The 24,954-nt window shown below is 62.2% G+C and carries 26 protein-coding genes; 19 read left to right on the top strand and 7 right to left on the bottom strand.

Annotation, left to right across the window (positions count from 1 at the left end; all coding sequences use genetic code 11):
* Positions 1–154 precede the first annotated feature (154 nt).
* The 3 genes from BMZ35_RS04040 to BMZ35_RS04030 are packed head-to-tail and all read left to right on the top strand — an operon-like array spanning position 155 to position 4,505.
* A complete protein-coding gene (locus BMZ35_RS04040) occupies positions 155–2,242 on the top strand; it encodes a 3-hydroxyacyl-CoA dehydrogenase NAD-binding domain-containing protein (protein WP_093092550.1) in 2,088 nt (695 codons plus the stop codon).
* Position 2,243: 1 nt separating this feature from the next.
* Positions 2,244–3,431, top strand: coding sequence for an acyl-CoA dehydrogenase family protein (locus tag BMZ35_RS04035; protein WP_093091102.1), 1,188 nt, complete (start codon positions 2,244–2,246; stop codon positions 3,429–3,431).
* Positions 3,432–3,434: 3 nt separating this feature from the next.
* Positions 3,435–4,505: an acyl-CoA dehydrogenase family protein gene (locus BMZ35_RS04030; protein ID WP_093091100.1), complete on the top strand. Its 1,071-nt coding sequence runs from the start codon at positions 3,435–3,437 to the stop codon at positions 4,503–4,505.
* A gap of 54 nt (positions 4,506–4,559) precedes the next feature.
* Here the strand turns inward: BMZ35_RS04030 and BMZ35_RS04025 are convergent, their stop codons facing one another.
* A complete protein-coding gene (locus BMZ35_RS04025; RefSeq protein ID WP_093091098.1) occupies positions 4,560–5,015 on the bottom strand; it encodes a YHS domain-containing (seleno)protein in 456 nt (151 codons plus the stop codon).
* 157 nt (positions 5,016–5,172) lie between these two features.
* On the opposite strand from BMZ35_RS04025, the gene BMZ35_RS04020 reads away from it, so the two are divergent.
* Both BMZ35_RS04020 and BMZ35_RS04015 read left to right on the top strand, forming a co-directional pair.
* Positions 5,173–5,661 carry a peptidase associated/transthyretin-like domain-containing protein gene (locus BMZ35_RS04020; protein WP_093091096.1) on the top strand — a complete coding sequence of 163 codons (489 nt, stop codon included), beginning with the start codon at positions 5,173–5,175 and terminating at the stop codon, positions 5,659–5,661.
* A 4-nt stretch (positions 5,662–5,665) separates the two neighbouring features.
* Positions 5,666–6,262, top strand: a complete 597-nt coding sequence (locus BMZ35_RS04015) for a ferric reductase-like transmembrane domain-containing protein (protein ID WP_242654687.1) — start codon at positions 5,666–5,668, stop codon at positions 6,260–6,262.
* Positions 6,263–6,322: 60 nt separating this feature from the next.
* Here the strand turns inward: BMZ35_RS04015 and BMZ35_RS04010 are convergent, their stop codons facing one another.
* Together BMZ35_RS04010 and BMZ35_RS04005 are read right to left on the bottom strand one after the other, a co-directional pair.
* Positions 6,323–7,525 carry an acetyl-CoA C-acyltransferase gene (locus tag BMZ35_RS04010; protein WP_093091094.1) on the bottom strand — a complete coding sequence of 401 codons (1,203 nt, stop codon included), beginning with the start codon at positions 7,523–7,525 and terminating at the stop codon, positions 6,323–6,325.
* A 23-nt stretch (positions 7,526–7,548) separates the two neighbouring features.
* Complete coding sequence (locus tag BMZ35_RS04005) at positions 7,549–8,010, bottom strand: MaoC family dehydratase (protein ID WP_093091092.1); 462 nt, start codon at positions 8,008–8,010, stop codon at positions 7,549–7,551.
* Positions 8,011–8,255: 245 nt separating this feature from the next.
* Here BMZ35_RS04005 and BMZ35_RS04000 point away from each other — a divergent pair, with 245 nt between their 5' ends.
* The 8 genes from BMZ35_RS04000 (at position 8,256) to uvrC (ending at position 16,605) form a co-directional block, all read left to right on the top strand.
* Positions 8,256–9,131, top strand: coding sequence for a crotonase/enoyl-CoA hydratase family protein (locus tag BMZ35_RS04000; protein WP_093091090.1), 876 nt, complete (start codon positions 8,256–8,258; stop codon positions 9,129–9,131).
* Positions 9,132–9,203: 72 nt separating this feature from the next.
* Positions 9,204–9,734, top strand: coding sequence for an SRPBCC family protein (locus BMZ35_RS03995; protein WP_093091088.1), 531 nt, complete (start codon positions 9,204–9,206; stop codon positions 9,732–9,734).
* Between the two features lie 103 nt (positions 9,735–9,837).
* A complete protein-coding gene (locus BMZ35_RS03990; protein WP_093091086.1) occupies positions 9,838–10,767 on the top strand; it encodes an ABC transporter ATP-binding protein in 930 nt (309 codons plus the stop codon).
* A complete protein-coding gene (locus BMZ35_RS03985; protein ID WP_093091084.1) occupies positions 10,764–11,525 on the top strand; it encodes an ABC transporter permease in 762 nt (253 codons plus the stop codon). Before BMZ35_RS03990 ends, BMZ35_RS03985 begins: the two co-directional genes overlap by 4 nt.
* Before the next feature lie 112 nt (positions 11,526–11,637).
* A complete protein-coding gene (locus BMZ35_RS03980) occupies positions 11,638–12,435 on the top strand; it encodes a S49 family peptidase (protein WP_093091082.1) in 798 nt (265 codons plus the stop codon).
* 171 nt (positions 12,436–12,606) lie between these two features.
* The gene (locus BMZ35_RS03970) at positions 12,607–13,560 is read left to right on the top strand and encodes a calcium/sodium antiporter (protein WP_093091078.1); all 954 of its coding nucleotides are present in this window, start codon (positions 12,607–12,609) and stop codon (positions 13,558–13,560) included.
* Between the two features lie 20 nt (positions 13,561–13,580).
* A complete protein-coding gene (locus BMZ35_RS03965) occupies positions 13,581–14,360 on the top strand; it encodes an SDR family oxidoreductase (protein ID WP_093091076.1) in 780 nt (259 codons plus the stop codon).
* Between the two features lie 370 nt (positions 14,361–14,730).
* Positions 14,731–16,605, top strand: a complete 1,875-nt coding sequence (gene uvrC, locus BMZ35_RS03960) for an excinuclease ABC subunit UvrC (RefSeq protein WP_093091074.1) — start codon at positions 14,731–14,733, stop codon at positions 16,603–16,605.
* On the opposite strand, the gene BMZ35_RS03955 is transcribed toward uvrC, so the two are convergent.
* Positions 16,602–16,931 (bottom strand): hypothetical protein, encoded by a 330-nt coding sequence (locus BMZ35_RS03955; RefSeq protein WP_093091072.1) that lies wholly within the window; start codon positions 16,929–16,931, stop codon positions 16,602–16,604. The genes uvrC and BMZ35_RS03955 overlap by 4 nt on opposite strands.
* Before the next feature lie 103 nt (positions 16,932–17,034).
* On the opposite strand from BMZ35_RS03955, the gene pgsA reads away from it, so the two are divergent.
* Genes pgsA through BMZ35_RS03940 form a run of 3 tightly spaced genes read left to right on the top strand, consistent with a single transcriptional unit; the run spans position 17,035 to position 18,390 of the window.
* Positions 17,035–17,694, top strand: a complete 660-nt coding sequence (gene pgsA / locus BMZ35_RS03950) for a CDP-diacylglycerol--glycerol-3-phosphate 3-phosphatidyltransferase (protein ID WP_093091070.1) — start codon at positions 17,035–17,037, stop codon at positions 17,692–17,694.
* A 5-nt stretch (positions 17,695–17,699) separates the two neighbouring features.
* Positions 17,700–17,945, top strand: a complete 246-nt coding sequence (gene moaD / locus BMZ35_RS03945) for a molybdopterin converting factor subunit 1 (protein WP_093091068.1) — start codon at positions 17,700–17,702, stop codon at positions 17,943–17,945.
* A gap of 1 nt (position 17,946) precedes the next feature.
* Positions 17,947–18,390: a molybdenum cofactor biosynthesis protein MoaE gene (locus tag BMZ35_RS03940; protein ID WP_093091066.1), complete on the top strand. Its 444-nt coding sequence runs from the start codon at positions 17,947–17,949 to the stop codon at positions 18,388–18,390.
* 365 nt (positions 18,391–18,755) lie between these two features.
* Here the strand turns inward: BMZ35_RS03940 and BMZ35_RS03935 are convergent, their stop codons facing one another.
* From BMZ35_RS03935 to ubiA, 3 genes are all read right to left on the bottom strand, one after another.
* Positions 18,756–19,085: a hypothetical protein gene (locus BMZ35_RS03935; RefSeq protein ID WP_093091064.1), complete on the bottom strand. Its 330-nt coding sequence runs from the start codon at positions 19,083–19,085 to the stop codon at positions 18,756–18,758.
* On the bottom strand, positions 19,072–21,204 hold the full coding sequence (locus BMZ35_RS03930) for an OmpA family protein (protein ID WP_093091062.1): 2,133 nt from the start codon (positions 21,202–21,204) through the stop codon (positions 19,072–19,074). The genes BMZ35_RS03935 and BMZ35_RS03930 overlap by 14 nt, the downstream gene beginning before the upstream one ends.
* A 61-nt stretch (positions 21,205–21,265) precedes the next feature.
* Positions 21,266–22,231: a 4-hydroxybenzoate octaprenyltransferase gene (ubiA, locus tag BMZ35_RS03925; RefSeq protein ID WP_242654686.1), complete on the bottom strand. Its 966-nt coding sequence runs from the start codon at positions 22,229–22,231 to the stop codon at positions 21,266–21,268.
* A gap of 12 nt (positions 22,232–22,243) precedes the next feature.
* Between ubiA and BMZ35_RS03920 the strand changes: the two genes are divergently transcribed.
* The 3 genes from BMZ35_RS03920 to BMZ35_RS03910 all read left to right on the top strand — a co-directional run bounded on the left by BMZ35_RS03920 (position 22,244) and on the right by BMZ35_RS03910 (position 24,907).
* Positions 22,244–22,969: a 16S rRNA (uracil(1498)-N(3))-methyltransferase gene (locus BMZ35_RS03920; RefSeq protein ID WP_093091058.1), complete on the top strand. Its 726-nt coding sequence runs from the start codon at positions 22,244–22,246 to the stop codon at positions 22,967–22,969.
* Complete coding sequence (locus BMZ35_RS03915; protein WP_093091056.1) at positions 22,966–23,475, top strand: hypothetical protein; 510 nt, start codon at positions 22,966–22,968, stop codon at positions 23,473–23,475. The genes BMZ35_RS03920 and BMZ35_RS03915 overlap by 4 nt, the downstream gene beginning before the upstream one ends.
* Before the next feature lie 61 nt (positions 23,476–23,536).
* Positions 23,537–24,907 carry a glutamate--cysteine ligase gene (locus BMZ35_RS03910; protein WP_093091054.1) on the top strand — a complete coding sequence of 457 codons (1,371 nt, stop codon included), beginning with the start codon at positions 23,537–23,539 and terminating at the stop codon, positions 24,905–24,907.
* The last annotated feature ends 47 nt before the right edge of the window (positions 24,908–24,954 follow it).

The following is a 24,954-nucleotide window of genomic DNA, read 5'->3' as shown; positions in this document are numbered from 1 at the left end:
TTATTTATTCCGCATCGTGAAATTGATTTCCGCACGATTGACGGGTGAAATCAAGGGTGCAACAAATCAAAAAGACTTGGCAGGTGGCCATGTCAGGAGGAATTTGACCGCGCTGGCGCGTGTGGCTGGCGTGTGGGCGCAGGAGGAGACACAGATGGACGAGAGTCAAAAGGTTTCAACGGAAATGGTGGGCGACGTTGCCCTGATCTGTATCGACAACCCGCCGGTGAATGCGGGCGGTGTGGCGGTGCGCCGTGGCATTCAGCAGGCGGTGGAAGAGATCAACGCGGGGGGCACCGCCAAGGCCATCGGGCTTTACTGTGCCGGGCGGACCTTTGTCGCCGGGGCGGATATCACCGAATTCGGCAAGCCGCCGCAGGCGCCGATGATGCCGGAGCTCTATGACATCGTCGAAGCCTCGGGCGTCCCTCTGGTCTGTGCCATTCACGGCACGGCTTTGGGCGGTGGGCTGGAACTCGCCATGGCGTGCCATGCGCGTGTTGCTTTGCCGGGCGCGCGGGTTGGTCTGCCCGAAATCCATCTGGGTCTGTTGCCAGGGGCCGGGGGCACCCAGCGGGCGCCGCGTCTGGCCGGGATTGCGGCTGCGCTGGACATGAGCCTTTCGGGGCGGCAGGTGTCAGTGGCCGAGGCTCTCAAGATGGGGCTGGTGGACCGGATCGACGAGGGCGAGCCGCGCGATGTGGCGCTCAAGGCCGCACAGGATGTGGCGGCGGGAACACTGAAGACACGCCGCACGCGCGACATTGAAACGGTGGCGGACGCAGAGGCAATTGCCGCCGCACGGGCGATGGTGAAAAAGAAATCGCCGCTGTTGTTGTCGCCGGTGCGCTGCATCGATGCGATCGAAGCTTCGATGGGGGATTTCGACGCGGGCATGAAGATCGAGCGCGCCGCCTTCATAGAGTGCCTGGCGCATGACCAGAGCCGGGGCATGATCCATGCCTTTTTTGGCGAACGGGCCGTGGCGAATATCCCCGAGAAAAAGGCCGCGTCGCGCGACATTGGCAGCATCGGCGTGATTGGTGGCGGCACTATGGGATCGGGGATTTCGACCTCGGCGTTGATGGCGGGCCTGCCGGTGACACTGGTGGAAGTCACCGAAGAGGCGCTCGAGCGTGGGGTGAAGACGATCACCGGCAATCTGGATGGTGCGGTAAAACGCGGCAAGATGAGCGCCGAGAAACGCGACGCTGCGCTGGCAAACCTGACACCGGCGGTCGGGCTGGAAGCACTATCGGACGTGGATCTGGTGATCGAGGCCGTCTTTGAGAAGATGGAGATCAAGAAGGAGATCTTCGGTAAGCTCGACACGATCTGTAAACCGGGGGCGGTTCTGGCTTCGAACACGTCTTATCTCGACATCAACGAGATCGCCGCTGAAACCAGCCGCCCGGCGGATGTGCTGGGCCTGCATTTTTTCTCGCCCGCGCATATCATGCGGCTGTTGGAAGTGGTGGTCGGGGCCAAGACCGCGCCCGAGGTTGTTGCGACGGGCTTTGCGCTTGCCAAGCGGATGAAGAAGGTCGCCGTGCGCGCAGGTGTCTGTGACGGGTTTATCGGCAACCGCATTCTTGGACATTACCTTAAGACCGCGAGCTATCTTGTGCAGGACGGGGCGCACCCGGATCAGGTGGACAAGGCGCTGGAAGGGTTCGGCTTTGCCATGGGGCCGCATCGCGTGGGCGACCTTGCGGGGCTGGACATCGGCTACATGACCCGCAAGCGGCTTGAGGCGACGCGACCCGCCGAGGAACGCTATGGCGGTGCAATTGCAGACCGGCTGAGTGAAAACGGCTGGAACGGGCGCAAGACCGGAAAGGGGTATTTCCTGTATGAAGATGGCAAGACGCTGGAGAACCCGGACCTGAACGCCATCATTGACGAGGAACGCGCCAAAGCGGGCATTACGCCGCGCGATTTCAGCGATGAAGAGATCGTGGACCGTTACATGACGGCGATGATTTCCGAGGCCGCGCGGGTGGTCGAAGACGGGATCGCACTGCGCCCCGTCGACGTCGATGTGGTGTTCCTGATGGGCTATGGCTTCCCGCGTTTCCGCGGCGGGCCGTTGCATTATGCCGACACGATTGGCGCTGCGGAGCTTGTGCGCCGGATTGAAACCTATGCGCAGGAAGACGCGTATTACTGGCAGGTGCCTGAAATTCTGCGCCGCATGGCCGAGGATGGCAGCACATTCGCCGACATGAACAGGGGGAAATGAGATGGACCTGAGTTATTCCGCCGAGGAAATCGCGTTTCGCGACGAGGTGCGGGCCTTTCTGGCCGAGAACCTGCCCGCGCATATCTCGGACGCAGTACGCGCCGGGGGGGAGTTGGACAAGGCAACCATGGAAGAATGGCACGCCATTCTGAACAGCAAGGGCTGGCTCGCGACGATCTGGCCCAAGGAGTTTGGCGGCCCCGGCTGGAGCCCGGTGCAGAAGCATATCTTTGACGAGGAGTGCAACCGCGCCTATGCGCCGAGGATCGTGCCCTTTGGGCTGGGCATGCTGGGGCCGGTGCTGCAGAAATTCGGAACCAAGGCACAGCAGGACCATTACCTGCCGCGTATTCTGGATGGCACGGATTGGTGGTGTCAGGGCTATTCGGAACCCGGCGCCGGATCGGACCTTGCCTCGCTCAAGACCCGCGCGGTGCGCGAGGGCGACGAATGGGTGATCAACGGTCAGAAGACATGGACGACGCTTGGCCAGCATGCGGACTGGATCTTCTGCCTGTGCCGGACCGACCCGGAGGCCAAGCAGCAGGAAGGCATCAGCTTCATCCTTGTTGATCTCAAGACACCGGGTATCGAGATGCGCCCGATCAAGCTGATCGAAGGGGGGCACGAGGTCAACGAAGTGTTCTTTACGGATGTGCGGGTGCCCTATGGAAACCTTGTCGGACAGGAGAACAAGGGCTGGACGATTGCCAAGTACCTTTTGACCCATGAACGCACCGGCATTGCCGGGGTGGGCGCGTCGATGCAGGCGCTGGAAGAGGTCAAGGCGCTGGCCCGGCAGGTGCGCCGGGGCGGCAAGCCGCTGATTGAAGATCCGCTTTTCGCGGCGCGGATCGCGCGGGCCGAGATTGACCTTGAGGCGATGAAGATCACCAACCTGCGGATGTTGTTCCAAGCGCAGCAACAGGGCGCGCCGGGGCCGGAAACCTCGATCCTCAAGATCAAGGGGACGGTGATCAACCAGGAACTAAACGATCTGGCGCGTCGGGCGTTGGGTCCGGCGGCGGCACCCTTCCCGGGCTTTGTGAATGACGGCAACCTGATGTTCGGACCGCCCGATACGGCCCACAGCGCGGCGACCTATTTCAACAATCGCAAAACCTCGATTTTCGGTGGATCAAACGAGATCCAGCGCAACATCCTGACCAAGACCATGCTGGAGCTCTGAGAGATGGATTTCAACCTGACCGAAGACCGGCAGATGCTGTCGGACACGCTGAACCGCTTTCTCGGGGATCAATACCCGGTCGAGCATCGTAACAAGGTGGCCTATGAGGCGCCGTTTCATGATCCTGCGCTATGGGATCAGCTGGTGGAACTGGGCGCGCTCTATGCGCTGGCCGGGGAAGATGCGGGCGGCTTTGGCGGCACCGGGTTTGATATCTCGGTGGTGTTTGAGGCACTGGGGCGCGCATTGTGCCCCGAGCCCGTGCTTGGCGCGGCGATGGCAGCGCGGCTGTTGGGCGCTGTCGGGGAAGATAGCGAGGCATTGCTCTCGGGCGCGTCGAAATACGCGGTCGCGATCACCGAGCTGGATGCGCCCTACGAGGTGAACGACATTGCCGCTGTCGCAAGTGCGTGTGGCGACGGCCATGTCCTGAGCGGGCGCAAGAGCACCGTGTATGGCGGGCAGGTCGCGGATGTGTTCCTTGTTGCGGCCAAGCTGGACGGCGCGGTGGCGCTCTTTGAGGTGCAGGCCGGGGATGCCAGCGTGACGGGCTATGCGATGATGGATGGCGGCGGCGCGGCAGAAGTGTTGCTCGACGACACGCCGGGGCGTCTGTTGCTGGCGGATGCGTCGGCGGCGCTGGAAGACGCGGTGAATGCCGGGATCGTTGCGCTCTGTGCCGAAGCGGTGGGGGCGATGGATGTGACCCATGCCATGACCGTGGACTATCTCAAGCAGCGCAAGCAGTTTGGCGTTCCGATCGGCAAGTTCCAGGTGTTGCAGCATCGGGCTGTCGACATGCTGACCGAGATCGAGCAGGCGCGTTCGATCACGATCAAGGCAGCAGCTGATCTGGGCAGTGACGATGCTGCGCTGTCGGCGTCGATGGCCAAGAACATGGTGGGCCGCGCGGCGCGGCTGGTGGCGGAAGAGGCGATACAGATGCATGGCGGGATCGCCATGACATGGGAATATGCCGTTAGCCATTATGCCAAGCGTTTGGTGATGCTGGACGCGCAGCTTGGTGACACCGATTATCACCTGAGCCGGGTGATGGCGGGCTACGCGGCCTGATCCGTCCCTTTTCGGAAAACACTGGCGCGGTCCTTTTGGGCCGCGCCTTTTTGCTCACCCAAGTATTCCGGGCCAGTTTGCCAGCCCCTTGGCGATATTGCCGGGGATGTCCTGCCGCCAAAGCTCCTGCGCGCGCAGGTTGTAATTGAGGTAGAGCGTGTTCTCGTGGATCGTCCATGCCTCTGGTATGGTGGGGGCGAGATAGCCCTTGGACGCAGCGTAGGCGCAGTAGCCCCCAAAGACAGGGGCATAGGCGCGTGGATTGGCTTCGAAGGTTGCGGCGTTTTCGGCGCTTGAGAAAAGCCATGTCGCGCCGTTCCACATCAGCTTGTGGGCATCGCTCCCGGCAACGGGTTTCTGCATGGTGAAATAGGCCACCGGGTCATAGCCGTTGATGGCCAGCGGATTCTGAAACACTTCGGGTTCGCGCGCAAGGGCGGCGCGGGGCGCGAGGGCAAGGCCCAGTGGGGCGGTGGCCAAAAGGCCAAGGGTGGTACGGCGTGTCAGCATGTCGGTCCTCCTGATCTGCAATGGAGATTAGGCAGATATTTCGTCAAGAGGACCCCACCTGACCGAGGTGTGATCGCTTCGTGAACATGGCGGCTTCGGCTGTGAGGCGCTTTTGCGCTATGGTGAGGCCAGGAGTTCACGTTTCGGAGGATGCCCGATGGCGAGACATTTGTTTTCACGGCGGAGCGCGTTGGTCACCGGGGGGGCTGCGCTGATGACGGGCGGGTCGGGGCTATTGGCGCCGGCGCGGGCCAAGTCGCTTGCGCCAACGCGCTCGATGCGGGGCGGGGCGAACAATTACCGCCCCGGAGCGCCGATCGTCGAACGGATCGGGGGCGGCGGGTTCTGGATGTATGGGACGGTCCGACGCGCGGGCGACGGGGCGCCTCTGGCGGGGCAGCGCATCCAGATCTGGGCGCATACCACCGAAGGGCACGAGCGCGACTGGCACAGCCATGGCGCGACGCTGACCAATGATAAGGGCGAATTCCGGCTGGAGATGCCCCAGATCGTCCCCGCGTTCGGCCAGCCTCACGGGCATCTGGCTTATGACAGCGGCGAATTTGAAACGGTGTTCCTGCGCCCTGTCATGAAGAGTTCGAAGGACACAAAACTTCGGGCGGATTTTGTGCTTAACCCGGTCTGAGCAGGTGCGCAGTCTGGCGATCTGGGGGACGGGCGCCTGTGTTCTGATGGTGCCGTTTGCGCTGGCCACGCAGAGCCCGCTGTTACAGTGGCGGGACGCGCCCTATGTCGTGGCGGGTTTTGCAGGGATACTGGCGATGACGGTCATGGTTTTTCAGCCGCTGCTGGCGGCGGCGGAGCTGCCGGGGCTATTGCGCCAGAGGGCGCGGCGTGTGCACAGGTGGGTCGGCCTGTTGGTTCTGACGCTGGTGGGGGTGCATGTGGCGGGGCTGTGGCTGACCAGCCCGCCGGACATGATCGACGCATTGTTGTTCCGCTCGCCCACGCCGTTTTCCGTCTGGGGTGTATTGGCGATGTGGGCGTTGGTCCTGTCGGCGGGCTTGGCGGCGATGGGGCCACCCATGCGCCCGCGCTTGTGGCGCATCCTGCACACCGCACTGTTCCTCGTAATCATGGTTGGGAGCGTGGTGCATGCCCTGTTGATCGAGGGCACCATGGAGACCGTTTCCAAGTCTGTGCTGTGTGCTGTTCTGATCTGGGTGACAGTTGGGGCGGTTCTGCGACGGCGCGTCTGGGTTGTACTGCTGCGCCGTCAACGCTGATCGGCGCAAGAAAAGGCGGCACCGGGGCGCCGCCTGAAGAGTTCACCGTTGAAACGGTGTTCAGAGAACTTCGAAAAGACCCGCCGCGCCCATGCCGCCGCCGACACACATGGTACAGACCACGTATTTCGTGCCCCGGCGTTTGCCTTCGATGAGCGCATGGCCGACCATGCGCGCGCCGGACATGCCATAGGGGTGGCCGATGGAAATCGCGCCGCCGTTCACGTTGAGCAATTCGTTCGGGATGCCCAACACGCGCGCGGAATGCAGCACCTGGCAGGCGAACGCCTCGTTGAGCTCCCAGAGGCCGATATCGTCCATGGTCAGCCCATGCGCCTTGAGCAGCTTAGGGACTGCGTGGATCGGGCCTATACCCATCTCGTCGGGTTCCAGCCCGGCGGCCATGACACCGACATAGCGCCCCAGCGGGGTCAGGCCGCGCTGTTCGGCCAGCTTGGCCTCCATTACAACCGAGGCCGAGGCACCATCAGACAGTTGCGAGGCGTTGCCTGCGGTGATGTGCTGGCCTTGTTTCACGACCTGCCCATCCTTGAACACGGGCTGCAGGCCCTGAAGATTTTCAAGCGTTGTGCCGGGGCGGTTGCCTTCGTCTTTTTCTAGCGTCACCTCGTGGAACGAGATTTCCTTGGTCTCCTTGTCCATCACGCCCATCGACGAGGTCAGGGGCACGATCTCGTCATCAAATTTGCCTGCCGTCTGTGCCGCGGCGGTGCGCTGTTGGCTTTGCAGGGCATAGGCGTCCTGATCCTCGCGGGTGACGCCATAGCGGTCAGCGACAATCTCGGCGGTTTCCAGCATGGTCATGTAGAGTGCGGGCTTGTGTTCCTTGATCCACGGATCTCCCGCGCGGTCGGTGCGCATGTTCTGGTTTTGAACCAGTGAAACGGATTCGACGCCGCCGCCGATGACGACATCCATACCGTCATGCACAACCTGCTTGGCCGCCGTGGCAATTGCCATCATGCCGCTGGCGCATTGGCGGTCGAGCGACATGCCCGCCACAGATACCGGAAGTCCTGCGCGGATCACGGCCTGACGCGCGATATTGCCCCCGGTGCTGCCCTGCTGGATCGCGGCACCAACGATGCAATCGTCAACTTCGTGTCCTTCGAGACCGGCGCGTGACACAGCGTGGCTAACGGCGTGGCCGATCAACTCCTGGGCCTGCGTGTTGTTGAAGGCACCGCGATAGGCCTTGCCGATCGGGGTGCGGGCGGTGGAGACAATAAGGGCGTCGCGCATGGGTCTTGTCCTGTTGCTGGTGATTAGGCTTTTTTCTCGAAGAAGAGGTTTTTCCACTGCGCCACGAGGGCGGGCTTGTCCTCTCCACGGATTTCGACTGTGACGTTCCACATCATTTCCTGAACGCCGGGCTGGGGTTCACTGTAGCGCGCCAGCGTAAAGCGGCCGCGAATCTCGGACCCCGAGCGCACCGGGGCGACAAAGCGGACGCGGTCAAAACCGTAATTGACCCCGGTTTCGGCATTGGCGGTCTTGGGGACGGCCTCGGCCACCATCTGCGGCAAGAGGGCAAGGGTCAGGAACCCGTGCGCGATGGTGCCGCCAAAGGGCGACTCCTTGGCCGCTTCCGGGTCGGTGTGAATGTACTGGTGATCCCCTGTGGTGTCGGCAAAGGCATCAATCATGGCCTGATCGATGCGAATCCACTTGGACAGGCCGTATTCAAGGCCGACGCCCTCTTTGGGCTCAAGCAGGCTGGCAATCATGGGTCCGGCTCCCTGAAAATTTGGTCATTTCGTTCCTGTGGGCGGATGAGAGCGAATTTTTTGGCTTGTGTCAATCTGCGGAATGCTATTCCGCATAGCGAAAATAAGTTAATTGCCACGTTTTTTCAGGGGGAAAGCACGGGATTGGTGGGTGGGTGAAAAAAAGAGACGCCACGTCAGGTTGGGCATAACGGGGTGCAGAGCGGCAAAGTTGCGGGGTGAAAGTCGATCAGGGAGGACTTGCAATGACTTCGGCTGAAGAGGTGCACGTGCGCTATGAAAAGGACGGGCGGATCGGGCGAATTACCCTGAACCGGCCCGCAGTGCGCAATGCGATTTCAATGGCGATGCCGGGCCAGATTGCGGCGGCGGTGGCGGAGGCGGAGGCCGACCCCGAGGTACATGTCATGGTGCTTTCCGGGGCAGGCGAGGCGTTTTGCGCGGGCTATGACCTGACCGAGTTTGCTCAGGCGGAAGGGCCGAATCCGGGCGTTCAGGAGATGCCATGGGATCCGATGCAGGATTACCAGTTCATGTGGAAAAACACGCAGGATTTCATGAGCTTGTTTCGGGCGATGAAGCCGGTGGTCTGCAAGGTGCATGGGTTTGCGGTGGCGGGCGGATCGGACATCGCGCTTTGTGCCGACCTGACGATCATGGCTGAGGATGCGCAAATCGGGTACATGCCGGCGCGGGTCTGGGGCTGTCCGACGACGGCGATGTGGGTCTATCGGCTGGGGCCGGAAAAGGCCAAGCGCATGCTGTTGACCGGGGACAAGATCACCGGGCGCGAGGCGGCGGATATGGGTCTTGTGCTCAAGGCGGTGCCTGAGGACGCGCTGGATGATGAGGTCGAAGCGCTGGCCGCGCGGATGGCGAGTGTGCCCGTAAACCAGTTGGCAATGCAGAAGATGGTGATCAACCAGGCGGTGGAGATGGCCGGGATCAACCAGACGCAGCGACTTGCCACGGTGTTCGACGGGATCACGCGGCATTCACCCGAGGGTATGAACTTCAAGGCACGCTCCGAGCAGAAGGGCTGGAAACAGGCGGTGCGTGAACGCGATGAGGGCACGTTTGACTGGACCACGAACGAGGAAATGCCCCGGCGCAATCGTTAGACCTTGGTCTGGTTGCGCGGGGTGTCTGCCGGGCCTAGTTTGGCGACGCGTTGAGATGAGGAGGACCACCCCATGCATATGAGCGATGAGCGCGAAATCGCGGCCCCCGTTGCCGAGGTCTGGGCGGCGCTTTTGAGTGCGGATGTGCTGCAGGCCTGTGTGCCCGGTGCCAAGGAAGTGACCGGGACGCCCGAGGACGGGTTTGAGGCCGTGGTGGTGCAGAAGGTTGGCCCCGTGAAAGCGACGTTCAAGGGGCAGGTCGTGCTCTCGAACATGGTCGAAGGGGAAAGCCTGACACTGACCGGCGAAGGCAAGGGCGGCGCTGCCGGTTTTGCCAAGGGGGGGGCGGACGTGACCCTGGCGGCAAGCGAAACCGGGACTTTGCTGAGCTATGAGGTGGACGCGAAAGTCGGGGGCAAGCTGGCCCAGCTGGGCTCGCGGTTGATCGACGGGTTTGCCAAGAAAATGGCGGATCAGTTCTTTACCAACCTTCAGGAGCATCTGGAGGGGCCTGCGGACGATGAGCCTGAGGGCGTGCCGGAGAACGCCGAGGAAGAGCAGGGCGAAAAGAAAGGCCTGTTCAAGCGACTTAGGGGCGGCTGAGCGCCGCTGACCCTGCGCGAATGCACAGGTTGGTCTCTTGGTTTGCGACTTGGCCTTTGGCGCGAGGGTGATACCTTGCGCGGGCGAAGGCGTGAGGGGACTGATGGAAACGATTGTCGACATAAGTGATGTGCGAAAGACCTATGCGGGCGGGTTCGAGGCGCTGAAAGGCGTGACCCTGTCGATCCGCAAGGGCGAGATACTGGCATTGCTCGGGCCAAATGGTGCTGGAAAGACCACTTTGATTTCAACAATTTGCGGTATCACCAACCCGGGGTCGGGCACGATCGCCGTTGGTGGGCATGACGTGGTGCGCGACTATCGCGCGGCGCGACGGCTGATTGGGCTGGTGCCGCAGGAGATCAATCTGGAACCCTTTTCCAAGGTCAGGGATACGGTCGCGTTTTCGCGCGGGCTGTTTGGCAAGCCCAAGGATGACGCGCTGATCGAACGTATCCTGCGACAACTGTCGCTTTGGGATAAACGCGACGCGCGGGTTCTGGAACTGTCGGGGGGCATGAAGCGCCGGGTCCTTATTGCCAAGGCGCTGGCCCATGAGCCCGAGGTGCTGTTCCTTGATGAGCCCACCGCGGGCGTGGACGTGGAGCTGCGCAAGGAGATGTGGGAGATCGTGGCCGAGATGAAGGCACAGGGTACGACGATCATCCTGACAACGCATTATATCGAAGAGGCCGAGGCGATTGCCGACCGGGTTGGCGTAATCAATGGCGGGCAGCTCTTGCTGGTCGAGGAAAAGACGGCGTTGATGCAGCGGCTGGGGCAGAAGTGCCTGCAGATTGACCTGCAGGAGCCGGTTGAGGCCGTGCCTGAGGCGCTGGCCGCCTATGGGCTGGAGCTTGCCGATGACGGGCAGGCGCTGCGCTATACCTATGACACACGGGGTGAAAGCACCGGGATCACGCGGCTCTTGGGCGATTTGTCGGCCGCCGGGTTGTCCTTGCGCGACATCCACACGGAACAATCGAGCCTTGAAGACATCTTTGTCGGGCTGGTCAAGGAGGGCGCGGCATGAACTGGGCAGCGATCCGCGCGATGTATGTTTCTGAAATGACCCGGTTCTTTCGAACGATTGCGCAGAGTTTCATTTCTCCGGTGATTTCGACATCACTGTATTTCGTCGTATTCGGTGCCGCCATCGGCAGCCGCATCGACCAGGTCGAAGGCGTGAGCTATGGCGCCTTTATCGTGCCGGGGCTGATCATGCTGTCGGTGATGACACAGGCCTTGTCGAACGCGTCCTTTGGTATCTATTTCCCGAAGTTCATCGGCACGATTTATGAATTGCTGTCCGCGCCGGTGAATTTCCTTGAGATCGTTCTGGGCTTTGTAGGGGCGGCGGCGACCAAGGCGTTGTTTATCGGGCTGGTTATTCTGGGCACGGCGGCCTTGTTCGTGGATGTGCAGATCCAGCACCCGCTGGCGATGCTGACCTTTCTTGTTCTGACGTGCCTGAGTTTTGCGCTTTTCGGGTTCATCATCGGCATCTGGGCCGGGAATTTCGAACAACTGCAACTCGTACCGCTTTTGGTGGTGACGCCGCTGGTGTTCCTTGGCGGCTCGTTCTATTCGATCTCGATGCTGCCGCCGATCTGGCAGAAGATCACGCTGTTCAATCCGGTGGTTTACCTGATTTCGGGCTTTCGCTGGTCGTTCTTCGGGGTTGCGGACGTGCCGATCGGGATGAGTCTTTTGGCGATTGCCGGGTTCACGGCGCTGTGCCTTGGAGTGATCTGGTGGATCTTCAAGACCGGGTGGCGCATTCGCAGTTAGGGCACTCCTCATGGCCGGGCGGGCTTTCGTCGCGTCAATATTTCCTCAACACGGCAGGTTTCGTTGAACGCTTGCCTTGTGAAAGGGGGCAGGGCGTTCTACATCCGAAGACATGAAACGCTGGATCCCTTTCGTCAAATCGCCACCGACTGTGGCTGTTGTGCGCCTGAGTGGCATGATTGCAAGCGGTCCGCGTGGCCCGTTGAACGATGCGGCATTGGGTCCGGTTCTGGAAAAGGCGTTCCGCCGGGGCAAACCGGCGGCCGTCGCTCTGGAGATCAATTCGCCCGGCGGCAGCCCGGTGCAAAGCTCGATGATCGGCAATCGTATCCGGCGGCTGGCCGAGGAAAAGGACATCCCGGTTTTTGCCTTTGTTGAGGATGTAGCCGCATCGGGGGGCTATTGGCTCGCTGCGGCGGCGGACGAAATTTACGCGGATGACAATTCGATTGTCGGCTCGATCGGGGTGATCTCGGCCGGGTTCGGGGCGCATGTGTTCCTGTCCCGGCAAGGGCTTGAGCGGCGGGTGCACACGGCTGGGAAATCCAAGTCGATGCTGGACCCGTTCAAGCCCGAGAAACCGGAAGACGTGCAACGGTTGACCGCGCTTTTGGAACAGATCCATGCGAGCTTTATCCGGCATGTGAAGACACGCCGAGGGGCAAAACTCGAGAATGTGCCGGAGCTGTTCACCGGCGAGGTGTGGATCGGTCGCGAGGCGGAAAAACTGGGCCTGATCGACGGGTTGGGGCACATGGTGCCCGTGCTCAAGGAAAAGTTCGGCAAGGACGTCAAGCTGCGCCGTTATGGCATGCGCCGCTCGGTCTGGCAGCGCTTTGGCGCCAACGTGGCGCAGGATGCACTGGCCGGGATAGAGGAGCGGGCGGAATACGCGCGTTTTGGCCTCTGACGTGATTATCAAGATTGTCTCTCTGTTCCTGGTGGGCATGGCAGTGCTGGCCATGTTCGGAAAGCTGCGCTTTCCGGGGCAGAAACGGTTACAATCGGCAAAATGCCCGAGCTGCGGGCGCTACAGGATTGGCAAGGGGCCTTGTCCCTGCCAGAAGGGCAAGGGGTAAGCATGGAGTGGGTTCTCGTCTCATTGGGGCTGGTAATCCTGCTTTTGGCCGGTGACGCGCTGGTGCGCGGCGCGGTCAACCTGTCGCTCAGGATCGGGATACCTGCGCTGATCGTGTCCCTGACCATCGTGGCCTTTGGCACCTCGGCGCCCGAATTGCTGATATCGCTGCAAGCGGCACTGAAGGGTGCGCCCGGTATTGCCATGGGCAACGTGGTCGGATCGAACACGGCCAATATCCTTTTGGTGCTGGGGATTCCGGCAATTCTGGCGACGCTGCACACCAGCCATTGCAACACGCGGCGCACCTATCTGTTCATGATCGCGGCGTCGATCTTGTTCATTTGCCTGTCTTATCGCGGCATTTTCACCTTCTGGTCGGGGGTCGTGCTGCTGAGCGCACTGGCCTTTGTTCTTGGGGACGCGTTCATGGCCGCGCGCAAGCACCGCAAGGAGGCTAGGGGGCTTGTCGTCGAGGACGAGGAAGAGCTTGAAGGCGCGGACCCTGACATGCCGTGGTGGCGGATCATCGTCTTCCTGGTACTGGGTCTGGTCGGGTTGCCGCTTGGTGCGGACCTGATGGTGGACAATGCCGAAGTGATTGCCCGCCGGTACGGGGTTTCGGAAGTGGTGATCGGCCTGACGCTGGTGGCCTTGGGCACATCGCTGCCGGAATTGGCGACGACGGTCATGGCGGCCCTGCGCCGACAGGCGGACGTGGCGCTGGGCAACGTGATCGGGTCGAACATGTTCAACCTGCTGGCCATCATCGGCATCACGTCGATCGTGGCTCCGATCCCGGTGGATATCGAGGAGCTGGAATTCGACCTGTTCGTCATGCTGGGCGCGTCGATCCTGATCGTGCCGTTCGTGTTCTTCCGGCAGGATATCAACCGGGTCTGGGGTATCGCCCTGACCCTGATGTATCTTACCTATGTGATGATCGTCCTTTCGTGACGGTCTGAAGGAGGGCAGTCGTGAAAAGAGCCTTGGTTACGGGTGCGGGCAAGCGGCTTGGCCGCGCCATGGCGCTTTATCTTGCAGAGCGCGGCTTTGATGTGGCGGTACATTACGCCAGCGCCGCCGACGAGGCGGAGGCTGTCGTTGACGAGATCCGGGCGATGGGCCGTCACGCGGTCGCGCTGCAGGCCGACCTGTTGCAGGAAGCCGAAACAGCGGCGCTTTTCGAGGCGGCGGTCTCAGGGCTGAACGGGCCGGTGACATGCCTTGTGAACAATGCATCGATCTTTGAATATGACCGGATCGAAACCGCGACTCGGGAGGGCTGGGACCGGCACATCGAAAGCAACCTGCGCGCGCCCTACGTGCTGATCCAGGCGATGGCCCGACAGGGGCTTGAGGCGCAGGAGGATGCCGGGGCAGAGCCGGTGGCGGCGGGGCTGGTGGTCAATATGGTGGACCAGCGGGTTCGCAAGCTTACGCCGGAGTTTTCGACCTATACCATTGCCAAGATGGGGCTTTGGGCGCTGACGCAGACCGCGGCGCAGGGGCTTGCGCCGCATATCCGGGTCAATGCGATCGGGCCGGGGCCGACCCTGCAGGGGGCGCGTCAGAGCGACCGGCACTTTGCGAACCAGCGGGCCAACACGGTATTGCAGCGCGGGGCGGATGCGGGGGACATCACCGCAGCTTTGGGCTATCTGCTCGATGCGAAGGCCGTGACCGGGCAGTTGATCTGTGTCGACGGCGGGCAGCACCTTGGCTGGCAAACCCCCGACATTCAGGGCGTGGAATAGGCCCGGGCGCGTCTGGTTTCAGGGTGACGTAAGGGCAAGTATTTCAGGTGCAGGAAGAAGCTCGGCGAGGTCTAAACCTGTCTCTCTCCTGCAAGTTTTGCACCGGGGCGCAAATCGTCACAAACGTGTTACATTTTTTGTAATGTTTTCAGTCCTTTGCTACGCATAGAAAAAATATTTATTTATTTCAAGTACTTAAAATAGTGCCTAAAAAATAGGCAAATCAACGAAGCGGGCCGAAAACAAGGAAAATTTCCGGTTCACGGAAAGATATCATCAGACTTATCCACAGGTTCGGTGGATTTGTTTTGCCTTGCGAAAAAACGCGGGAGATTGCAGGGCGCCCAAAAGAATCATATTTCGGTGGACTATGACATCCCAAGATCAAGAAACCCCTAACGCCCCCACCGGTTACGCCTGTATCCACGGATATCTGAAGACGCTGGACGGGTCGCCCGGTGTTTACCGGATGCTGGATGCGCAGGCGCGGGTGCTTTACGTGGGCAAGGCGCGGAACCTGCGGGCGCGGGTGTCGAACTATGCGCGACCGGGGGGGCATTCGGGGCGGATTGCGCGGATGATTTCCGAAACCGCGTCGATGATGTTTCTCACGACCAAGACGGAAACCGAGGCGCTGCTCTTGGAGCAGAACCTGATCAAGCAGCTCAAGCCGAAATACAATGTGCTGCTGCGCGACGACAAAAGCTTTCCCAATATCCTCGTGAGCAAGGCGCACGATTTTCCCCAGATCAAGAAACATCGCGGGGCAAAGAAGGAAAAGGGCAGCTACTACGGGCCGTTTGCCAGCGCGGGGGCGGTGAACCGGACGCTGAACCAGTTGCAGAAAGTGTTCCTGTTGCGCAATTGCTCGGACGCGATGTTCGAGAGCCGGACACGGCCTTGCCTGCTCTACCAGATCAAGCGGTGCTCGGGGCCTTGTGTCGACAAGATTTCCAAGGCGGATTACGCCGAAAGCGTGCGCGATGCAGAGCGGTTCCTGGCGGGGCGGTCGACGCAGATTCAGGAGACTTTGGCCAAGCAGATGCAGGCGGCTTCGGACGCGATGGAGTTCGAGCAGGCCGCATCGCTGCGCGACCGGATCAAGGCGTTGACCAATGTGCAGAGCGCGCAGGGGATCAACCCGCGCGGGGTGGCCGAAGCCGACGTGATCGCGCTGCATATGGAAAAGGGACAGGCCTGTGTGCAGGTGTTCTTTATCCGGGGGCATCAGAACTGGGGCAACCGGGATTTCTATCCGCGGGTGGGGGCCGAGATCGAGGCGGCAGAGGTGCTGGAGGCCTTTATCGGCCAGTTCTATGACACCAAGGACCCGGCACGGCAGCTGATCCTGAGCCACGGGATTGAAAACGCCGATCTGATGGCGGATGCGCTGACACAGAAGCTGGGTCGCAAGGTGGAGATTTTGGTGCCGCAGCGAGGCGAAAAGGCCGAACTGGTGGCCGGAGCGGCGCGCAATGCCCGCGAGAGCCTTGCGCGCAAGATGAGCGAGACCGCGACGCAGGCCAAGCTGTTGAAAGGACTGGCGGAAGCCTTTGACCTTGAAGGCCCGCCGCAGCGGATCGAGGTCTATGACAACAGCCATATTCAGGGCACCAACGCGGTTGGGGCGATGATTGTTGCCGGGCCCGAGGGGTTCATGAAAAACAGCTATCGCAAGTTCAATATCAAGGGGGATGCGCTCACGCCGGGGGATGATTTCGGCATGATGAAAGAGGTGCTGACCCGGCGGTTCAAGCGGCTGCTCAAGGAAGACCCGGACCGCGAAAACGGGATGTGGCCGGACCTTTTGCTGATCGATGGCGGCGCGGGGCAGGTCTCGGCCGTGGCCGAGATCATGCGCGAGATGGGGGTTGAGGACATCCCCATGGTGGGTGTCGCCAAGGGCGTGGATCGCGACGCGGGCAAGGAAGAGTTCCACCGCGTCGGGCAGCGGGTGATGGCGCTGCGCCACAATGATCCGGTGTTGTATTTCGTGCAGCGTTTGCGCGACGAGGCGCACCGGTTTGCGATTGGCACCCATCGGGCCAAGCGGGCCAAGGCGATTGGCGCGACGCCGCTGGATGATGTGCCGGGCGTGGGCGCGACGCGCAAGCGCGCCCTACTTGCGCATTTCGGGTCAACCAAGGCGGTGTCACGCGCCAACCTGGCCGATCTCAAGGCAGTGGATGGCATTTCGGACGCCTTGGCCGAAACCATCTATGATTATTTCCACGAACGCGGTTAGGCCGGGGCACGGTCCTGCACGAATTGCATGCGCACGACGCGATCCACGAAACCCGCCATGGCGTCGGGGCCGGAGGCGCGGTCCTTGACGTGGATGCAAATGTCTGGCCGTCGCGTGGCGATCATTGCCACGAGGTCGCCGCGCACGTCGTCAGGCAGGGAGCCGCCAATGATGGCGCAGGCAATATTGGGTTCATTTTCAAGCTGGTGCATGACCTCGGCATGGTCATGCGCGCCCAGCCAGTTGACCGGCAGGTGATCCAGCTGGCGGGGCACCTCGCTGATGACCTGACGCAGCTTGCCGATCAGGAGTACAACTGGTTTCATACTCTTCTCCTTTGCTTTGGCATATCGCGCGTGAGCCCATCATAGCACATTCGGTTCAAAGTCGGGCTAGCTGTTGTATTCAAAAGCCTTTAGGAAGGCAGACATGAACTGGACGATCCCAAATATCCTGTCGGTCCTGCGCCTTCTTGCGGCGCCGATGGTCGCTGTTATGTTCCTTTATTTCACGCGGCCTTATGCCGACTGGTTTGCGCTGTGCCTGTTCCTCGTGGCGGCGGTGACGGACTGGTTTGACGGCTATCTGGCGCGGGCCCTTGGGCAGGAGACCAAGCTGGGCGCAATGATCGACCCGATCGCCGACAAGGCCATGGTGGTGATCGCGTTGATGGTCATCGTGGGCTATTCGTCGATGTCGCCGTGGCTGGTGCTGCCGGCCACCGTGATCCTGTTCCGGGAAGTGTTCGTATCGGGCCTGCGCGAGTTCCTTGGGGACGTGGCCGGGACGCTTAAGGTGACAAAGCTTGCCAAATGGAAAACGGCCACGCAAATGATTGCAATCGCGACGCTTTTTGCCCAAGGCGTGTTCGAACATTACCTTGGCATGAGCGCCTGGGGCATGGATCAGGCGCTGGTGGATCAGGTCATGGCCGGGGAAGTCGAGGACCTTCAGGGGCTGCGTTGGAAATATGACGGCATGATCTGGTCGGGCTGGATCGGCATGGCGCTCTTGTGGATTGCGGCGGTGCTGACGGCGGTGACGGGGATCGACTATTTCAACAAGGCCAAGCCGCATTTGAAGGATTGACGCAGATGGATGTGCTTTACTTTGCATGGGTGCGAGAGCGGATCGGGGTGCCCAAGGAGACGGTCGACACAGGGGCCAAAACGGTGGCCGAGCTGGTTGAGGAACTGAAGGCGCGCGAAGAGCGTTACGCGGCAGCGTTTGCCGATCTGAGCGCGCTGCGGGTAGCGGTGGATCAGGAGCTGACCGACTTTGACGCATCGCTGGATGGCGTGCGCGAGGTGGCGTTTTTCCCGCCGATGACCGGAGGGTGACATGCGGATTTCGGTGCAGGAAGCGGCGTTCGATCTTGGGGCCGAGGCAAGCAGTTTTGCCAGTGGCCACAAGGACATGGGCGCGATCGTGACCTTTACCGGCGTGGTGCGGGACCTGGCGCGCGGAGATCTCGACCGGATGGTGATCGAGCATTATCCGGGCATGACCGAAAAGGCGCTGGAAAAGATTGCGAGCGAGGCGCAGGCGCGCTGGAACCTTGGCGATGTGCTGGTCATTCACCGCCACGGGGCGTTGGAGCCGGGGGACATGATCATGATGGTCGCCACGGCGGCGCCGCATCGCAAGGATGCCTTTGAGGCGGCGGAGTACCTGATGGATTACCTCAAATCGCGGGCGCCTTTCTGGAAGAAAGAGATCACGCGGGACGGGGCCGATTGGGTGGCCGCCAAGGACGAGGATGAGGACGCTCTCAGCCGTTGGTAAACGGGGTCTGAACGGGGCGATTCAGTGCAGAGGCGTCAGAGGGTCCGAATCGTGCTGAAACCCCTTGGTTAACAGGCAAAATGGCTTGCGGTTTTGCGTCGGTATCACGTCGGTATTGCGTCGGTATGGGCGGGCAAAATCGCTGGTTTAAGACGCCGGGCGGTGAGTTTGCCTGATGTGCACCGTTGTTGTCCAAAGGAGCGCGGAATCAAGCCCGAAGGGCGCCGCGCATCGCCCGACCGCCCCATGGGCGGGCGATTTGGAGAGTGCGGGCAGATTTCATTTGTGGAAGTGCTTGGTAAGATAAAGCGAGCATAACCGTCGTTTCATCGCCCACCCTCGGTCGGGCGATGCGCGGCTTGCTCTTATCCGCTCTGGTTCACCCGTTCGACATAGGCGCGCAGCTCTTCGGCCTCGTGGCGGGCATCGCGCAGGCCGTCCATGGCCGCCGAAAGCTCGGCCTCGGTCTGGGTGAGCTGGTTGGTCAGCTCGGCCTCGCGCTGTTGCAGGTAGGTGATCGCCTGATCGCGGGTTTCCTCGGCCTCGTGCAACTCCTGGCTCATGCGTTCGAGTTGGTCCACGTCGGATTGCGCGACGCGGGTGAAGCGGTGCACCAGCCAGTTGGCGAACCAGCCCATGCAGAAGGCCACGAAGAGGATGACGGCGGTCATCAGGATAAACTCAGTTCGTGTCATCGGTCGTGTTCTCCGTGCCGGTGGTGTCTGTTTCGGCGTTCGTTTCCGGGGCGTCTGGCGCGGCGTCGCCGCTGGTGTCGGGTTCGGCGTCGCCGGAGCCTTCGGTGTCTTCTGTGTCTTCGGCGGTTGCGTCGGGCTGGGCCTCTTCGGTCGCGGGCGCAGCCTCTTCCGCCGCGGGCGCGGTCTCCTCGGCCCCGTCTTCGGGCGCGGTCTCCTCGGCCCCGTCTTCGGGCGCGGTCTCTTCGGACCCGCTCTCGGGCGCGGTGTCGGTCGTCTCGCCGCCTGTTCCGTCGCCTTCCTCGGCCTCGGGCTGGATCAGGACAAACTCGATGCGGCGGTTGGCTTCGCGCCCTTCTTCTGTGCCATTGTCGGCGATCGGCTGGCTTTCACCATAGCCGGTTGCCACGATGCCCGCTGTTAGGATGCGACGATCCTGAAGTGCGGTCAGGACTGATTGGGCGCGGGTCTGGCTCAGGGCCTGGTTCATCGACTCGCGGCCCTGGCTGTCGGTATGGCCCTGGATTTCAACCCGCAGATCTGGGCATTCGGTAAGCTGCTGTGCAATCGCGTCGATGATCGGTTCGGCGCTGGCGTCCAGCGTGCCCGATCCGGGTTCGAACAGGATTTTCTGGTCTTTCTGGATTGCTTGCAGCCCGGCGATGCATTCCTCGGCCGTGGGCAGGGCCGCGATCGGGTCGAGTTCCTCGACATAGCGCACGTCGATCGAAAAATTGTCGGTCTGCGAGAGCTTCTCTGCGAGGTGGCGGGCGATCTCGGCGTTGGCCTCGGTGTTGCCGGTGCGTCCGGCGACGCGCAGGCCGTCAGGGGTGATGTTGAGCACGCCGTTATGCAGCAGCGACAGCGCATCCAGCCCGGCCATGACACGCACCGGCCAGCTTGCCGGGAGCGTGTCGTCAAGCCGCGCGGCCATGTGGACCGCGCCGCCGCCGAAGCGGGCCTTGGCATAGCTTTCGGTGGTCTGGCGTGACAATTCGTCGGGCAGTCGGCCGCGCAGCTGCAGAAGCCCTTCGGGGCTGAGTGTGGCGGTGAACTCGGGGATGGCCGGAGCGCCTTCCTCTTCTTCGGGCGGCGGGGGCAGGGTGGAATGCAGGGCGAAGACCTCGGGCAGGCCGCTTTCCAGTTCGCCGACGACGGTGTCGAACAGGGCCTGTTCGGTGCCTTGGCGGGCGACAAGCGTGATGTCGGCATCGGTAAAAGTGACGGAGCCGCCGCCCAGAACGGCCAGCCCGGCAATGGCCTTTTCGGCGGCGGTGGCCCAGCTCGGGGTGGGCACGCCAAGGCCGATCGTGCAATCGGCGCTGCCGTCGAGCCCGGCAAGGCGGGCAGCGGTCAGGATGCGGACGCGCGCCTTTTCGGTGTCGGCCGAGCAGGCATCGAAACGCGCGCCTTCTTCGTCGATCAGGAAGCGCAGGGTGAAAGGCGTGATCACCGGGCGCGGCGCGGAGATGTCGAGATCAAGGCGCAGGTCCTTGGGGGCGCGGCGCAGCAGGTCGGCTTCGAGTTCGCGCCGGGCCTCGGGGCTGTCGGACATGGCGGTGATCGAGACCGCGTTGGCTGCAACCGAGATCTTGGCGCGCGGCAGGATGTCGAGCGCCGAGAGCGCGAATTTCAGGGCCCGGTTCCAGCCGCGCGGGGCGGTGTATTCGGCGGTTTCCAGAAGGTCGGTCACGTTCGGGCGTCCGGCGATGTCGATCATCTGGTCGACGATGTCGGAGCGGTCCGAGGTTTCCGGGATCAGGCCGATGAGCGAGATACCCGCGTCGTTGCGCAGGATCTCGATGGAAAAGCGCGGCGGGGCGATGTCGGCCGTGGCCTCGACCTGCATGTTGTCGATCACGCGGGCCGCGTCGACGATGCTGCCTGCCGCGGAGATCGCCTTGAAGCGGGCGGCCTCGGAGGGGGCCACCCCGGCGAGAAAGACTTGCAGCCCCTCGGCATGGACCTCGGCCCAGGACATGCCCTGCACGTCGAGCTCGTGTTTGACGCTGCTGCGCGAGCTGTCCTCGATCAGGTCGGCGGAAAAGCTCGCGGCGATCAAGCTGAGAAGGGCGGCTGTTGCGAAGGTCGCAAAGACGATGAGCAGGGAAGATAGACGCATTCAGTCAGCCGTTTCAGCGAAGTGGTGCGGAGGTGATACGACGCGGGGGACGGGCTTGCAATCACAGGAACCACGCGACGGCGAAAAACAGCAAGGGGATCAGCCCTGTGTCGCGATTGGCGCGGAAGAGGATCATGCAGATATGCGGATTGGCGATGTCGAGGCGGCGCATCTGCCATTGCATGTGCCAGCCCATCGCCAGCGGCCCCAAGAGCGCCACGGCCAGCGATGCCGGGGAGCGGTCGATGGCGGCGAGGATCACGGCCAGCCCCATCAGGGCGACGGTGGCGATCAGGAACCCTTGCAGCCATTGCGGGGAGTTGTCGCCAAAGAGGCGGGCGGTGGATTTGACCCCGATCAGGGCGTCGTCTTCGGTGTCCTGATGGGCGTAGATCGTGTCGTAATAGAGCGTCCAGACGATGCCGGCGACGTAGAGCACGATGGCTGGTGCATTGAGCGTGCCGGTATGGGCGGTCCAGGCCAGCAGCGCGCCCCAGTTGAAGGCGAGGCCAAGGAAGACCTGTGGCCACCACGTAAAGCGCTTGGCAAAGGGGTAGACGACCACAGGCAGCAGCGACAGGATGCCCAGGAGGATGGCGTTGAGATTGAAGGTGAGCAGGATCGCAAAGGCGATCAGCGCTTGCAGGACCATCCAGACAGCGGCCTGTTTGGCCGTGACCTGTCCCGAGGGGATGGGACGCGAGCGGGTGCGTTCGACCTGGGCGTCGAATTCGCGGTCGGTGATATCATTCCACGTGCACCCTGCGCCTCGCATCAGGAAGGCCCCGGCTGCGCAGGCAATGAAGATCCAGAGGTCAAAGAGCGAAGCACGCCCGTCAAAGAGCATGGCCAGCCCCAGCCCAAGCCAGCAGGGCAGCAACAGCAGCCATGTGCCGATCGGGCGGTCTGCCCGGGAAAGGCGCAGGTAGGGGCGCGACCATGCCGGGGCGAGGTGATCGACCCAGTTGCCCTTGACGGCATCGGAAACCTGCCCTTGAGGCTCTGGCGTTGTCGGCGTGGCGGCCATATGTATTGCTCCATGAAAGATGCAAAAGTCAGGCTGTATGTAGAGCACCCGCTGGGGGAAGGGCAAACCATTCCTCTTGAGCGGGATCAGGCGCATTACCTTTTCGGGGTGATGCGTCTTGGCGTGGGGGACGCGGTCGCGTTGTTCAACGGGCGCGATGGCGAGTGGCGCTGCGGGGTGGTCGAGGCCGGGAAGCGCAAAGGGGTGTTGGTCTGCGAGGCGCAGACCAAGCCGTTGCAGATGCCGCCCGACCTGTGGCTGATCTTTGCCCCGATCAAGAAGGCGCGCACGGATTTCATCGTGGAAAAGGCCGCCGAGATGGGGGCGGCACGGATCATGCCGGTGCAGACCGATTTCACCAATTCCGAGCGTATTCGGCAGGACCGGTTGCAGGCACATGCGGTGGAAGCCGCCGAGCAATGTGGCGGGACATTTGTGCCGGAAGTTGCCGATCTGCAGAAGCTCGACCGGGTGTTGGCGGACTGGCCCGAGGGGCGGCAGTTGATGTTTTGCGACGAGGCCGAGGTGGGAAGTGCCGCGCGGTTGGGTGCGGCTTCTGGCGATCAGTGGGCAATCCTGATCGGGCCGGAGGGCGGGTTTTCGCCCGATGAGCGGGCGCGGCTGAAATCATTGCCTTTTGCCCATGTGGTCAGCCTTGGGCCGCGCATTCTGCGGGCCGACACGGCGGCGGTTGCGGCGATGACGATTTGGCAGCAGGCGCTGGGGGATTGGGGATGAGCTTTGTGCGCCCCGAGGCGCGCGCGGCCATGATGCGCTGGCGCGAGGCGTTGCTGGGGCTGGCGGTGCTGCTCCTTGGCCTGTGGTGGGCCAGCGGGTTCGGGCTTTTGAAATGGCTGGGCTATGGTGTGACCGTCTTGGGCGTCATCTTCATCATTGCGGGGATTCAGCGCGCCCGGTTTCGCAGCGGGCAGGGCGGCCCCGGCGTGGTGCAGGTGGATGAAGGGGCGGTGATTTATTTCGGACCGCTTGACGGGGGCAGCGTGGCGATGCGCGACCTCACGCGGCTGGCGCTTGATGGGCGGTCGCATCCGGCTGTCTGGGTGCTGTCGCAGGCCGGACAGGCGCCGTTGATGATCCCGGTCAATGCCAAGGGCAGCGATGCCTTGTTTGACGCCTTTGCCACCTTGCCGGGTTTGAAGACCGAAGCGATGCTGGCCAGGTTGCAGGAAAAACCGGATCACCCCGTCGTGATCTGGCAGAAATCCGGCGTGCTGTTGCATTGACACTCGGGGAAATTCCCCCCACGACTGCCTGAAGCGAGCGAAAAGGATCGGAGAAAAGCGCATGTCCATCCCTCAGTCCGGCGGCGGGCCGATCGAGCATCATGACCAGTTGGCAGGCTATCTTGAGAGCGGCTGTAAGCCACGCGAGACTTGGCGGATCGGTACCGAGCACGAGAAGTTCGGCTATTGCAAGGACACGCATAAACCGCTGCCCTATGAGGGGGAACGGTCGATTCTGGCCGTGTTGCAGGGGCTGCGCGATGGCCATGGCTGGGCCCCGGTGGAAGAGGGCGGCAAGCTGATCGGGCTGGAGAAAGACGGCGCCAACGTGTCGCTGGAACCGGGCGGGCAGCTGGAACTGTCTGGCGCGCCACTGGAAAACATTCACCAGACCTGTGATGAGGTGAACCAGCACCTTGTCGACGTGAAGGACATTGCCGACAAGATCGGCGTGGGGTTCATCGGGCTGGGAGCGGCGCCGATCTGGAAACATGAAGATATGCCGCTCATGCCCAAGGGGCGTTACAAGCTGATGGACAGCTATATGCAGGAAGTGGGCACCATGGGCACGACCATGATGCGGCGGACCTGCACGGTTCAGGTGAACCTCGATTTCGCCTCGGAAGCCGACATGGTGAAAAAGCTGCGCGTGGCGCTGGCGTTGCAATCGGTGGCGACGGCGCTGTTTGCCAATTCGCCTTTCCTTGATGGCAAGCCCAACGGGCACAAGAGCTGGCGCAGCCGGGTCTGGCGCGATCTGGATGCGTCGCGCACCGGCACGTTGCCGTTTGTCTTTGAGGACGGGTTCGGTTTTGAATCCTATGTGCAATACGCGCTCGATGTGCCGATGTATTTTGTCTATCGCGACGGCAAATACATCAACGCGCTGGGGCAGTCGTTCCGGGATTTCATCAAGGGGGAGCTTCCTGCGCTGCCCGGTGAGACGCCGACGCTGAGCGACTGGGCGGATCATCTAACGACGATTTTCCCCGAGGCGCGGATCAAGAAATACATGGAGATGCGTGGGGCGGATGGCGGCCCGTGGCGGCGGCTTTGTGCGTTACCCGCGTTCTGGGTTGGCCTGATGTATGATCAATCGTCGCTGGATGCGGCGTGGGATCTGGTCAAGGGCTGGAACACCGAGATGCGCGAAGGGCTGCGCGTTGCAGCGTCGCGTGACGGGTTGCAGGCGAAGTTCGGCGATGTGAACATGCATGATCTCGCGCGCGAGGTACTGGAGATTTCGGAATCGGGCCTGAAGGCGCGGGCGCGGGCCGGGGCCGGCGGGCTGGTGCCGGACGAGACCCATTTCCTCAATGCTTTGAAAGAGAGCGTCGAGAGCGGCAAGGTGCCGGCGGACGAGCTTCTGGAGCATTATGAGGGGGATTGGGGCGGCGATCTGAGCAGGATCTACGACGCCTATAGTTATTGAGCGGGTCGGGGGGCGCTGCCCCCCGTCGCCCAAAGGCGACTCCCCCC

This window comes from Shimia aestuarii (genome assembly GCF_900114635.1).
In the GTDB taxonomy this organism is placed as follows: domain Bacteria; phylum Pseudomonadota; class Alphaproteobacteria; order Rhodobacterales; family Rhodobacteraceae; genus Shimia; species Shimia aestuarii.
This window is presented reverse-complemented; position numbering and strand designations above follow the sequence as displayed.